Genomic DNA, 12,166 nt, shown 5'->3' on the forward strand with positions numbered 1-12,166 from the left:
TTTCTCGACACCCTGACAGCAGCAGCGGACTGCGACGCGCCGCACCACAGGGACTCGATTCGTTGCCAGCGTCAGCGCGAACGAGCCTTCCGAATCGGACATTGCGGACGTACGCTGATTGCCGTGCGTGCATTGCGAGACCGATGCTCTCGATACGTCTGATCGGTCAACCCCGGTTCGTGCGCGACGGCCTTACCCTGCCCGGCCCGCGTGGCGCTAAGTGCTGGGCGCTTCTGGCCAGGATCGTGCGCTCGGCGGACCCTGTCTCGCGGCAGCAGCTGGTCAACGAGCTGTTCTCCGAGGCCGACGACCCCATGGGAGCGCTCCGCTGGTCCCTGGCCGAGCTGCGCCGTCGTATGAGCATGCCCGAGGCGCTGCTGGGGAACCCCGTGGTCGCCGGATTCGGCAGCGACGTGGAGATCGACGTCGACGTGGTGGGTGCCGGCATCCTTCCCGACCCGCCGCCGCGCGGTGAGCTCCTCGAAGGGATCGACGTCCAGGCGTCCCCCGCGTTCGACACGTGGCTCCTGGTCGAGCGGCAGCGCGTTGCCGGCGAGGTCGTCGGAGTGCTCCGCAAGGAGACGCTGCGTGCGATGTCCGCGCACGACTACCCCCGCGCGCTGAGCCTCGCCTCCGCGATGGTCGACACCGCACCCCTTGAGGAGGGGCCGCACGTCATGCTGATCAAGGCCTTCATGGCCTCCGGCGATCGCGTCTCGGCGCACCGCCACGTCGCGGCGACCGAGGCGGCCTTCGAGCGAGAGCTCGGCGTGCCACCCAGCCCCGCGCTGAGCGCGGCCGCCCGACCCGCCGTCACCCCCAACACCGCGGGCGTCTCCTCGATCGCCACCGCGGAGTCCCTGCTCACCGCAGGGCAGGCCGCGGTGGTCGCGGGTGCGAGCGGGAGCGGGATCGCCACCCTGCGGGGCGCCGTGGCTGCCGCGGAAGGCGCCGGCGACGGTCGGCTCGAGGCCGCATGCCTGTTCGAGCTGGGCAGCTCCCTGGTCCACGCCGCGCGCGGCTACGACGACGAGGGCGCGATCGTGCTGGACGCCGCACGTGAGGCGGCGACCCGCGCGGGGGAGCAGGAGATCGCCGCGAAGGCGCTCGCCGAGCTCGCATATGTCGACGTGCTCGCCGCCCGGCGGGAATGCGCGGTCGAGGGCTTGGCTCTCGCCTGGGAGGTCGCGGAGCCGTTCCCGCGTGTGCGTGCCGCGGTCGCGTCCTACGACGCTGTGCACCTGTCCGACTGGGGTCGCCTTGACGAGTCGCTGGAACGCTTCGACGAGGCGATCGACCTCTGCCGCGAGACCGGCAGCGTACGCCGCGGCATCTGGGCCATGTCCCATGCCTCGCGCACCGCCTACCTCGCCGGATGGCTCGCCGCAGCCGAACGCTGGGCCAAGGAGGCGCAGCGTCAGGCGCAGAGCGAACGATGGACCGCGATCCGCCCGTGGCCGGAGGCGTGGCATGCGCACGCGCGGCTCGCGAAGGGGGAGAGCCCTGCCGCCGTGCGCTCCGATCTCGAGTCGACCTACGCGCTGGCGCGTCAGCTCGAGGACCCCTGCTGGGAGGGTGTGGCCGCCAAGGCCATGGGCCTCACCTATGTCGCGGAGGGCGACCCGATGGCCGCGCTGCCGTGGCTCGATCACGCGCGCACCGCGTGCCGACGCATCAACGACTCGTACAAGTGGCTTGAGGCGGAGGTCCAGGTGACCGACGCCGAGGTGGCGCTCGGGGTGGGCGACCGCGACCGTGCGCACGCGCACGCGGCGCTCGCTCTTCAGGTGGCCGCTCGGGGCGACATGCCGCTCCTGCTGGTCCGCGCCGAGGGCGTGCTCGACCAGCTCCGTGGCGCCGTCGCCCAGCCCGCCTAGATGCGAAGTGGCTGGTAGACAGCCAATCGCGAAGAACTTCTGAGATGTGGCCCGCGTCACACGACCCTTCACACGCGCCCCGAGCACTCTGGCATCGACACCGAACGAACGCAGAGGAAGGAGGGTGTCATGTCCATCCAGATCACCGCAGACCTCGGCCCCACGCTTGTCGAGGAGGGCACCGTGGCGCGCCGGCAGGAGCTCGAGCAGATCGCCGAGGCCGTCCGCCAGCAGGCACCCGGGACCGCCGCCGCGCTCGTCGACTGGTCCGGCACCGAGATCTCACGCCTCCGGGCATGGGCCGTCGCCCGGTCGATCCTCGTGGAGCGCGTCTCCGCCGCCGACCGCGAGGCCTTCCGCCTGGTCGCCTAGCCGTCCCAGCCGTCGGCACCACCACCCGTTGAGAAGTTGAAGCAGAGAAGGAAACTCAGATGTCCGCCACCACCATCCGTCGCTACGGCGCCGACGGGGTCATCGCCCCGGCCCCGTCCGACCTGGTCGACCGCGCGAGCGACTCGCTGCGCGCCGTCTCCGACAGGTTCGCCGCCGCCGCGTCACGCCGACGTGCTCGTCGCGCCGAGCGCCGCGCCAGCCGCCTCCCTGCGGCCGACGCGGTCATGCAGACCATCGGCGACTCGTTCGCGCTCGGTGCCTTCGGTCGCCTCCAATGAGCGCGACCCTCACCCTCACCCTCGTTCCAGTCCCCGGAGAGGAGGACATCGTGACCACTGCCAGCCCCGGATTCGGGCTCGCCGCCCCGCGTGACGCGTCTCACCCGCACCTGCTGGACCGGCTCCTCCGGCACCGCGTCACCGACCGCCAGGAGCGCCACCGTGCGCGCGTCGAGCACCGCCGTCAACTGCACGACCTGCACGAGCGCGAGCTCCAGCATGACCCGAGGGCGTTGCGCGCGCTGCACGCCCTCGACGCGGGCGGCATGAGGCCGTTCATCGTCACCTGACCTGCTCCGCCGACCTCGCCGAGAGGCGACGTCCGCGCGGGAGCATCCGAGGTGGGGGCGCGAAGGCCAGATCTCGCCGGGAGGCGACATCGCCCCCTTCCGCCCCAGCGCCGTTCGAAGGGACGATGCGCCGGTCACCCGACCGGCGCATCGTCCCTTGCGCTGTCCGTCAGGACGGGCGGTCGCCGCCCGGACCCCCGGGGACGCCACCGGCGGTCGGTGCGGTGGCGGTGTCGATCGGCACCGTGAGCGTCGCCACGTACCCGTCCGTGCCCCCCTTGAAGGTGCCGATCTGGTGAACGCCGCCGTCGTCGCCGAACACGTTGTCGGTCGCGAGGGAGAGCTGGGCCAGGTTCGCCGCGGAGCCGTCGTAGTCGGCGAGCGCGTACGTCGCGTCGAGGACGTTCTGAGGGAACGCCATCTGCGACGTGGCGATCGCCTTGGACGAGTCCTCGACGTCGTCGACGGTGGGATAGACCTCGAAGTGGATGTGAGTCCAGCGCCCCGCGTAGCACCCGGGCATGACCGAGGTGAAGGTGACCGCGCCGTCGTCGTCGGTCACCTGGACGCCGCGGAGCCACGTCTCCTCCGTGACGCCGTCGGAGTACATCGAGTACAGGCCGGCCGCGCTGCAGTGCCACGCGTAGACCGCCGCGCCCACCATCGGCACCCCGCCGTTCGCCATGTCGAGCACGGTGAACGTGAAGTCGAGCGGGACACCCGGCACGGGGTCGCCACCCGCCACGGAGGCGCGGATGTCGCGTCGGACTATGCCGGACTCCTCGAGCACGTCGGGACCGTTCGAGCCGTCGCCCGGGTAGGGTCCCGCGGTCTCGTCGGGGATCTCGGTGAGGTTGCCCGATGCGGTGGCCGATGCGGTGGTCGTCTCGGTGCCCGGCGTGCAGGCCGCGAGCACGGCGGCTCCGGTGCCGAGACCCAGGAGCGACAGGGCGTTCCTCCTGCTGACCAGCGTGCGGAGGTCGAAGGCGATGCCCTGATCGACCACCTCCTCGTCGGGGCGGTCGAGGAGGCGGCCCTCGTAGGCGGGGCCGGCGGACGTGGACTCGGGAGCGGGGATGCGTGCCATGCCGCCAGTCTGGCCTCGGAACCTCCAGGTGCGCTGGGAGTTCGCGCTGTGCCACAATGGCCCCGATGCGTACCGCGATCATCATTCTGTAGCGCGTCGGGCCGAGCCCCGACGCGCAGCCTCCCGCACCCCTGGGAGGCTTTTTTGTTGGGGACGCGGGCCACGCCGAACTCGAGGAGCTGACCACGATGACGGATCTCACGGTCGAGATCTACGACACGACCCTGCGCGACGGCGCCCAGCAGGAGGGCATGAACCTGTCCGTCGCGGACAAGATGGCGATCGCGCCGCTGCTCGACGAGCTCGGCGTGGGCGTGATCGAGGGCGGCTGGCCCGGCGCGGTGCCCAAGGACACCGAGTTCTTCGGTCTGGTCGCGAAGGAGCTGAGCTTCACCAACGCCCAGTTCGCGGCCTTCGGCATGACGCGCCGCGCGGGCACCACGGCCGCGTCCGACCCCCAGGTGCGCGCGCTGCTCGACTCCGAGGCGCCCATCATCACGCTGGTGGCGAAGTCCGACATCCGCCACGCCGAACGCGCGCTGCGGGTCTCCGGCGACGAGAACCTCGCGATGATCGAGGAGACCGTCGCCTTCCTCGTGGACGAGGGCCGGCGTGTGGTGCTCGACGCCGAGCACTTCTTCGACGGCTACCGCCACGACCCCGACTATGCGATCAAGGCGCTTCTTGCGGCGGAGCGTGCCGGGGCATCGTCCCTGGTGCTGTGCGACACGAACGGCGGGATGCTGCCCGACGACGTGACCCGGATCGTCACCGAGGTGCGCGCCCGCACCGCCGCCCAGCTGGGCATGCACGCCCACAACGACTCCGGCTGCGCGGTCGCGAACTCGATGGCGGCGGTCGCGGCTGGCGCGACCCACGTGCAGGGCTGCGTCAATGGCTACGGCGAGCGCACCGGCAACGCGGATCTCATCGCGGTCGCCGCGAACCTCGAGCTCAAGCGCGGCGTGGTCGCGCTCAAGGGCGACGGGCTCGTGGAGTCGACACGCATCGCGCACACCATCTCCGAGATCACCAACATCGCGCCGTTCGCGCGGCAGCCCTACGTGGGCGCCTCCGCATTCGCGCACAAGGCGGGCCTGCATGCGTCGGCGATCAAGGTCGACCCCGACCTGTATCAGCACACGCAGCCCGAGTACCTCGGCAACGACATGCGCATGCTCGTGTCCGAGATGGCGGGCCGCGCGTCCGTCGAGCTCAAGGGCAAGGAGCTGGGCTTCGACCTCGCGGATAAGCCGGAGGTGCTCGGCCGGGTGACCGACCGCGTCAAGCACGCGGAGGCGATGGGCTACACGTTCGACGCCGCGGATGCGTCCTTCGAGCTGCTGCTCCGGTGGGAGCTGGGCGAGGCCCCCAAGTACTGGGAGACCGAGACGTGGCGCGTGCGCGTGTCCTCGGCGCCCGGCAACCCGCGGGACGCCGACGCGGAGGCGGTCATCAAGCTCCGGGCCGGTGGCGGGCAGCGGTTCGTCACCGTCGGCGAGGGCAACGGCCCCGTCAACGCGCTCGACCACGCGCTGCGCACCGCGCTCGCGGGCGCCTACCCCGACATCGAGCGCTTCGACCTCACCGACTTCAAGGTCCGCATCATGGACGCGGCGCACGGCACGGACGCCGTCACACGCGTGCTCATCACCACGGTCGACACGGAGACCGGCACCCAGTGGCGCACCGTGGGCGTGGGGCCGAACGTCATCGAGGCCTCGTGGGAGGCGCTCACCGACTCGCTGTTCTACGGCCTGCTCAAGGCCGGGGTCACGCCGAACCCGTAGGCGACCGCGGCATCGTCCCGCGTCCTGGGCATCCGCCCGGACGCGGGACAATGGATGCCATGCACGGCGAGTACAAGGTTCCTGGCGGCAAGCTCGTGGTCGCGGATGTCGAGCTCGACTCCGCGGGCGAGGTCATCGATCGGGTGGTCATCTCGGGGGACTTCTTCCTCGAGCCCGCCGAGGCGATCCTGGGCATCACACGCGCGCTGAACGGGCTGTCCGCCACCGCGACGGTGTCGCAGATGGCGGCCGCGGTCACGCGCGCCGCGGAGGGCGCGCAGTTCATCGGGTTCAGCCCGGAGTCCGTGGGCATCGCGGTGCGTCGCGCGCTCGGGCACGCGACCAGCTGGCACGACCACACGTTCGACGTCATCCACGACGTCCCCCGCGACCCCTACATGCAGATGTCGCTCGACGAGATCCTCTCCGAGGAGGTCGCGGCCGGGCGCCGCGGCCCCACGCTGCGCGTGTGGGAGTGGGGCTCGAACGCCGTGATCATCGGATCGTTCCAGTCGTGGCGCAACGAGATCGACGACGAGGGTGCGGCCAAGCACGGCATGACCGTGGTGCGACGCGTCTCGGGCGGCGGCGCGATGTTCGTCCAGCCGGGCAACACCATCACCTACTCGCTCCACGTCCCCACCTCGCTGGTCGAAGGGCTGAGCTTCGAGCAGTCCTACGCGTTCCTCGACGACTGGGTGCTGGGCGCCCTGCGCGGGCTCGGCATCGAGGCGACCTACGTGCCCATCAACGACATCGCGTCGCCGGCGGGCAAGATCGCGGGTGCCGCGCAGAAGCGCTACGCCGCGGGCGCGGTGCTGCACCACGTCACCATGGCGTACGACATCGACGCGGACGCCATGCTCGAGGTGCTGCGCATCGGCCGCGAGAAGCTCTCCGACAAGGGCACCAAGAGCGCCAACAAGCGCGTCGACCCGCTGCGCAGCCAGACCGGCATGGAGCGGACGGACGTCATCGACGCGTTCCTCGACCACTTCCGCTCGCGCTACGCGACCCGGCAGGGCGCGGTGACGCCCGAGGAGATCGCGCTCGCTCAGGAGCGCGTCGAGTCGAAGTTCGCGACGGAGGAGTGGCTCAAACTGGTGCCGTGAGGCACGGCCGCACCCCTACAGCGCGGTGCCCGCGAACGTGCCGATGCCGTAGGTGATCGCCATCGCGAGCGATCCGCCGAGCACGTTGCGCACGATCGCGCGCAGGCGCGGCGCATGCCCCAGCCGCGCCGAGACCGTGCCCGACACCGCGAGGGCGACGATCACCACGGCGAACGTGAGCGGCACCTTGAAGGCGTCGGGCGCCAGCACGGCCGTCAGCAGCGGGAAGATGCCGCCCAGCGTGAACGCTCCGAGCGACGCGAACGCCGCGTGCCAGGGGTTGACCAGCTCCTCCGGGTCGATGCCCAGGTGGGCCCGCGCGTGCGCAGCGAGGGGATCGAAGGCCGTCTGCTCGATGGCCGCCGCGCGCGCCGTCGCCTCCGACATGCCCGTCTCCATGTGGAGGCGCGCGAGCTGGTCGAGCTCCCACTCGGGACGGTGGTCGTGCCACATCTTCTCGCGCTCGAGCTGCGCCTTCTCCGCGTCGCGCTGGCTCGAGACGGACACGTACTCGCCCACGCCCATCGACAGCGCACCCGCCGCGATGCCGGCGAGCGCGGTGGTGAGGATGACGCCGGCGTCGTCGGTCGCGGCGACCACGCCGACGAGCAGCGCGGCGATCGACACGATGCCGTCGTTCGCGCCGAGCACCCCCGCGCGCAGGGCGTTGAGGCGTCCGGAGACGGCCTCCTCGTCGGGGAACGATGCGGTGGGGTGGGCTTCCGACTGAGTCACCCGACAAGCGTAGGAACGTCCGGCCTGGTTCCGCCAGCGAGTGAAACCTTCCCTAACTTTTGGGAACGGGCCGCAACCCGGGCATCGTCCCTGGTGGGCCGCCCGTCAGTCCTCGCGCACCTCGCGCACCTCGACCGGGATGCGCAGCGCGCGGCTCGCGCGCTCCGCCCACACGATCGCGTCGCCCATCGTGGGCGCGTCGATCAGCCAGAAGCCGCCCTGCTGCACCTCGCCGGACAGGTACGTGCCCACGGTCGTCTCCGCACCGTGATCGTCGGACGCCACCACGCGTGCCTCGGTCGCGGGGCCGAACCCCGCGGCCGTGACCCACGCCCCGTTGTCGCGCATCTCCTCGTTGAGCGTCTCGACCTCGGCCATGATCTGGGGGAGGTCGTCGGGCGGCGGTGCCGTGGTGTCGAAGAACATCGCGAGGTGGAAGCGGGGCATGGACCCTCCTTGAGCTCGCCCCCCTCGGCGGCACTCTGCCTGGCGTTCCCGCCAGTCTCACACCGTTCGCGGGCGGGCGCGACCCGGGTGCAGGGTCGCGCACCGCCTCAGCCTGCGGGCGCGGCGGCCGGGCGCGGCCCCATGATCGCGGTGCCCACCCTCACGATGGTGGCGCCCTCCGCGATCGCCCACTCGAGGTCCTGGGACATGCCCATCGAGAGGTGCCACGCGGACCCGAGCCCCACCGAGCCGCGCTCGGAGCGGATGAGCGCCTGATCGCGGAGCTCCCGCAGCCGCGCGTAGCCGGCGCGGACCTCGTCCTCGTCGCGGGAGTTGAGGCCGATGGTCATGAAGCCGGTGACGGTGAGCGCGGGTAGGGCCTGCACGGCGGACGCGATCGCAAGCGCCTCGTCGGGGTGGACGCCCGCCTTGGACTCCTCGCCCGAGACGTTGACCTGGATCATCACGTCCATCTCGCGCTCGGCCTCGAGGCACAGTCGGGACAGGCGCTCGGCGAGTCGCGCGTGGTCCACGGTCTGCACGCACTCCGCGAAGCGGACCGCGGTGGCGGCCTTGTTGCGCTGCAGCTGCCCGATGACGTGCACGTGCGCGCCCGCCGCTGCGAGCGCCTCGCCCTTCACGTCGAGCTCCTGCATGCGCGACTCGCCCACGAGGATCCCGCCGGCGCGCACCACCCCCGCCGCGGCATCGGCATCCCAGGTCTTGGTCGCGACCAGCACGCGCACGCCGGAGCCCGCACGCCCGGCGTGCGCCTCCGCGATGTGGACGCGGGCCTTGACCTGCTCGAGGGCGGCCGCGTAGTCCCAGCCGGCGGGGGTGGGGGAGAGGTCCATCAGGCGTCCTTCGCGATCGGGGCCGCAACCGCGCGGGTCACGGCGATGAGGTCCGCGGGCGCGAGGCCGATGTCGAGGCCCCTCCTCCCACCGGAGACGTAGACGGTGTCCCACAGCTCGACGGTCTCGTCGACCGCGGTGGGGTGGGTGCGGCGCTGCCCGAGGGGCGAGATGCCTCCCACCACGTAGCCGGTCGCGCGCTCGGCGTCCGCAGGCGGTGCCATCTCCGCCTTCTTGCCGCCCAGCGCGTGGGCCAGCGCCTTGAGGTCGAGCATGCCGCTCACCGGCACGATCCCCACGGACAGCCGCCCGTCGACGTACGCGCACAGCGTCTTGAACACCTGGTCGGCGTCGACGCCGAGCGCCGCAGCGGCCTCGAGACCGTAGCTGAGGTCGGAGGCCGGGTCGTGCTCGTACGGGTGCAGCGTGTGCGGCACTTGCGCCTCGATGAGGGCGTGCACGGCGGGCGTGGCGCCTCCGGCGGCGTGCTTGCGGGACATGGGTTCATTGTGGACGATGCGGCGGCTGGCGTCCGCGAGGGCCGCGCCCGGGTACGGTCTACGGGTGACCGAGACCCTCACCGATGTGCACATGTGGACCGACGGCGCCTGCAAGGGCAACCCTGGCCTGGGCGGCTGGGGCGTGTGGATGAAGGCCGGCGGCTACGAGCGCGAGCTCTTCGGCGGCGAGAAGGTCACCACCAACAACCGGATGGAGCTCACCGCCGTCATCGAGGGCCTCAAGGCGCTCAACCGGCCCTGCAAGGTCACGCTGCACGTCGACTCGCAGTACGTGAAGAACGGCGCCCAGACCTGGATGAAGGGCTGGAAGCGCAACGGCTGGAAGACGGCCGACAAGAAGCCGGTGAAGAACGTCGAGCTGTGGCAGGCGCTCGACGAGCAGCTGCAGCGTCACGACATCACCTGGGTGTGGGTCAAGGGCCACGCCGGCGACCCCGGCAACGAGAAGGCCGACGAGCTCGCCAACAAGGGCGCCGCGGCCGCGCGCTGACGTCGCTGGCTTCCCCGCAGGAGTCGCGGATCTCCGCGGACCGTCGCTGAGTTCCCCATAGCAGGCAGGGCGACGCGGGGGCGCGGCCGCGGGACGATGGTCCCTGTCGACGCCACCGGAGCGTGCCTAGCGTCGTGAGTATCGGGGTCGCCTCCCGGACGTCCCCGGACCCAATGGAGGGGGCGCGCGATGCGCAGGCTGCTCATCCTCGGAGCCGGCACGGCGGGCACCATCGCGGCCAACAAGCTGCGGCGGATGCTGGACGCGGACGACTGGCAGATCACCATCGTCGACCAGCGGGGCACGCACTTCTATCAGCCTGCCTTCCTCTTCATCCCGTTCGGCCGCTACCGGCCGGACAAGGCGCGGCGGAAGGCGTCGCGCCTCATCCCGAGCGGCGTCACGCGCGTCGAGGGCGAGATCGACCGCGTCGACCCCGACGCGCGGCGGGTGGCGCTCGCGGACGGCACGGTCCTCCCGTACGACTACCTCATCATCGCGACGGGCACCTCACCGCACCCTGAGGAGACGCCAGGCATGGAGGACGACTGGCACGGCGCCGTCCACTCCTTCTACACGTTCGACGATGCGGTGGCCCTGCGGGGCGCGCTCGCCGACTTCACCGGCGGTCGCCTGGTGGTGCACATCTCCGAGATGCCCATCAAGTGCCCGGTGGCGCCGCTCGAGTTCACGCTCCTGGCCGATGCCCACTTCCGTGAGCGGGGCATCCGCGACCAGGTCGACATCACGTTCGTCACCCCGCTGTCGGGGGCGTTCACCAAGCCCGTCGCGTCCGAGGCGTTCGGAGGGATGCTCGACGACCGCGGCATCGCCGTCGAGCCGGACTTCATGGTCGAGAGCATCGATGCCCAGGCGCACCGCCTGGTGTCCTACGACGAGCGCGAGGTGCCGTACGACCTGCTGGTCACGGTGCCGGTCAACAAGGGCGCCGCGTTCGTGGGCCGGTCGGGGCTGGGGGGCGAGCTCGACTTCGTCCCCGTCGACCCGCACACGCTCCGCCACGGCGCCCACCCGGAGATCTTCGCCGTGGGCGACGCCGCCGCGGTGCCCACCTCGAAGGCGGGCGCCGTCGCGCACTTCGAGCTCGACGTGTTCCCCGAGAACTTCGTCCGCATCGTCGCGGGCGAGGAGCCGGTCGAGAGCTTCGACGGCCACGCCACCTGCTTCATCGAGTCGGGGGCGGGCAAGGCCATGCTCATCGACTTCAACTACGACACCGAGCCGCTGCCCGGCATGTTCCCTGTGCCTGCGCTTGGCCCGCTGCCGCTGCTCAAGGAGTCCCGGTTCAACCACTGGGGCAAGCTCGCCTTCGAGCCCATCTACTGGTCGATGCTGCTACCCGGCCGGCCGCTTCCGCTCCCCGCGCACATGTCGATGCGGGGCAAGCGCGTTCCTTCGTAGGAGGAGTCATGAGCACCACCACCCTCGCGGGCCGCGAGATCCACGTCGACGCGGAGGGCTTCCTCACGGAGTACGACGAGTGGGACGAGGCCCTCGCCGCGCAGCTCGCGGATCAGATCGGCGTCGAGCTGACGCCCGAGCACTGGGACGTCATCCGGTTCCTCCGCGCCGACTTCGCGGAGACGGGGCAGACCGCCACCACGCGGCGTGTGCAGGCTGTCGGCGGGTTCCCGGTGAAGCAGCAGTTCGTGCTGTTCCCCAAGAAGCCGGGCAAGAAGATGTCCTACATCGCGGGCCTTCCCAAGCCCGCCGGATGCGTCTAGGAGGCGCGCCATGACCGAGACCCAGCCGCGCATCGTCCCCGACTTCGGCGACGACACGGACACGGACCGCAAGCTGGTCCTCATCTGCTCGAAGGGCAACCTCGACATGGCCTACCCGGGCCTGGTGCTCGCGAACGCGGCGCTGGGCGAGGGCATCGCGGTCGACATGTTCTTCACCTTCTGGGGATTCGACATGATCACCAAGGACCGCCAGCAGAGGCTGAGGTTCAGCCCGGTGGGCAACACCGCGATGCACCTGCCCGTGGGCGGTCGGATGCCGCAGTGGCTGTCGCCGTTCCCCGGGATGACCTGGGTGGCCACGAAGATGATGAAGAAGCAGATCGACGACCTCGGCGTGCCGCCGGTCGACGAGTTCCTCGATCAGATCGTCGCGTCGGGAGGCCGCCTGTGGGCGTGCAAGATGAGCGCCGACATGCAGGGTCTCACCATGGAGGACCTGCGCGACGACGTCGAGGGCATCATCACCGCCGCCGACTTCATGGACCTGTCCGAGGGCGCGCAGACGCTGTTCATCTGAGTCCCGCGG

The 12,166-nt window shown here is 71.1% G+C and carries 15 protein-coding genes; 10 read left to right on the plus strand and 5 right to left on the minus strand.

Annotation, left to right across the window (positions count from 1 at the left end; translation table 11 throughout):
• Window positions 1-179 precede the first annotated feature (179 nt).
• The 4 genes from AOM01_RS02695 (at window position 180) to AOM01_RS02710 (ending at window position 2,838) form a co-directional block, all read left to right on the plus strand.
• Complete coding sequence (locus AOM01_RS02695; protein WP_169746500.1) at window positions 180-1,877, plus strand: AfsR/SARP family transcriptional regulator; 1,698 nt, start codon at window positions 180-182, stop codon at window positions 1,875-1,877.
• Window positions 1,878-2,006: 129 nt separating this feature from the next.
• The gene (locus AOM01_RS02700) at window positions 2,007-2,249 is read left to right on the plus strand and encodes a hypothetical protein (protein WP_062288658.1); all 243 of its coding nucleotides are present in this window, start codon (window positions 2,007-2,009) and stop codon (window positions 2,247-2,249) included.
• Window positions 2,250-2,308: 59 nt separating this feature from the next.
• Complete coding sequence (locus AOM01_RS02705) at window positions 2,309-2,548, plus strand: hypothetical protein (protein WP_062288661.1); 240 nt, start codon at window positions 2,309-2,311, stop codon at window positions 2,546-2,548.
• 50 nt (window positions 2,549-2,598) lie between these two features.
• The gene (locus AOM01_RS02710; protein ID WP_082109931.1) at window positions 2,599-2,838 is read left to right on the plus strand and encodes a hypothetical protein; all 240 of its coding nucleotides are present in this window, start codon (window positions 2,599-2,601) and stop codon (window positions 2,836-2,838) included.
• Between the two features lie 169 nt (window positions 2,839-3,007).
• Here AOM01_RS02710 and AOM01_RS02715 read toward each other — a convergent pair whose 3' ends face one another.
• A complete protein-coding gene (locus AOM01_RS02715; RefSeq protein ID WP_062288666.1) occupies window positions 3,008-3,925 on the minus strand; it encodes a dioxygenase family protein in 918 nt (305 codons plus the stop codon).
• Between the two features lie 188 nt (window positions 3,926-4,113).
• On the opposite strand from AOM01_RS02715, the gene cimA reads away from it, so the two are divergent.
• Both cimA and lplAB read left to right on the plus strand, forming a co-directional pair.
• Window positions 4,114-5,715, plus strand: a complete 1,602-nt coding sequence (gene cimA / locus AOM01_RS02720) for a citramalate synthase (protein ID WP_062288669.1) — start codon at window positions 4,114-4,116, stop codon at window positions 5,713-5,715.
• Window positions 5,716-5,774: 59 nt separating this feature from the next.
• Window positions 5,775-6,827, plus strand: coding sequence for a lipoate-protein ligase LplAB (gene lplAB, locus AOM01_RS02725; protein WP_062288671.1), 1,053 nt, complete (start codon window positions 5,775-5,777; stop codon window positions 6,825-6,827).
• A gap of 15 nt (window positions 6,828-6,842) precedes the next feature.
• Here lplAB and AOM01_RS02730 read toward each other — a convergent pair whose 3' ends face one another.
• The 4 genes from AOM01_RS02730 to ybaK form a co-directional block, all read right to left on the minus strand.
• Window positions 6,843-7,562, minus strand: a complete 720-nt coding sequence (locus AOM01_RS02730) for a VIT1/CCC1 transporter family protein (protein ID WP_062288674.1) — start codon at window positions 7,560-7,562, stop codon at window positions 6,843-6,845.
• A 105-nt stretch (window positions 7,563-7,667) separates the two neighbouring features.
• A complete protein-coding gene (locus tag AOM01_RS02735) occupies window positions 7,668-8,009 on the minus strand; it encodes a YciI family protein (protein ID WP_062288676.1) in 342 nt (113 codons plus the stop codon).
• 107 nt (window positions 8,010-8,116) lie between these two features.
• Window positions 8,117-8,863, minus strand: coding sequence for a YggS family pyridoxal phosphate-dependent enzyme (locus AOM01_RS02740; RefSeq protein ID WP_062288679.1), 747 nt, complete (start codon window positions 8,861-8,863; stop codon window positions 8,117-8,119).
• Window positions 8,863-9,363, minus strand: a complete 501-nt coding sequence (gene ybaK, locus AOM01_RS02745; RefSeq protein ID WP_062288681.1) for a Cys-tRNA(Pro) deacylase — start codon at window positions 9,361-9,363, stop codon at window positions 8,863-8,865. The genes AOM01_RS02740 and ybaK overlap by 1 nt, the downstream gene beginning before the upstream one ends.
• 64 nt (window positions 9,364-9,427) lie before the next feature.
• Here ybaK and rnhA point away from each other — a divergent pair, with 64 nt between their 5' ends.
• From rnhA to AOM01_RS02765, 4 genes are all read left to right on the plus strand, one after another.
• Entirely contained in the window at window positions 9,428-9,874 is a 447-nt protein-coding gene (gene rnhA / locus AOM01_RS02750; protein ID WP_439645091.1) for a ribonuclease HI, read from the plus strand.
• Window positions 9,875-10,063: 189 nt separating this feature from the next.
• On the plus strand, window positions 10,064-11,296 hold the full coding sequence (gene sqr, locus AOM01_RS02755; protein ID WP_062288684.1) for a type III sulfide quinone reductase, selenoprotein subtype: 1,233 nt from the start codon (window positions 10,064-10,066) through the stop codon (window positions 11,294-11,296).
• 8 nt (window positions 11,297-11,304) lie between these two features.
• Window positions 11,305-11,619 carry a TusE/DsrC/DsvC family sulfur relay protein gene (locus AOM01_RS02760; RefSeq protein ID WP_062288687.1) on the plus strand — a complete coding sequence of 105 codons (315 nt, stop codon included), beginning with the start codon at window positions 11,305-11,307 and terminating at the stop codon, window positions 11,617-11,619.
• A gap of 10 nt (window positions 11,620-11,629) precedes the next feature.
• The gene (locus tag AOM01_RS02765; protein WP_062288691.1) at window positions 11,630-12,157 is read left to right on the plus strand and encodes a DsrE/DsrF/DrsH-like family protein; all 528 of its coding nucleotides are present in this window, start codon (window positions 11,630-11,632) and stop codon (window positions 12,155-12,157) included.
• Window positions 12,158-12,166 lie beyond the last annotated feature (9 nt).

This window comes from Demequina phytophila, assembly GCF_000971135.1.
Taxonomy (GTDB): Bacteria; Actinomycetota; Actinomycetes; order Actinomycetales; family Demequinaceae; genus Demequina; species Demequina phytophila.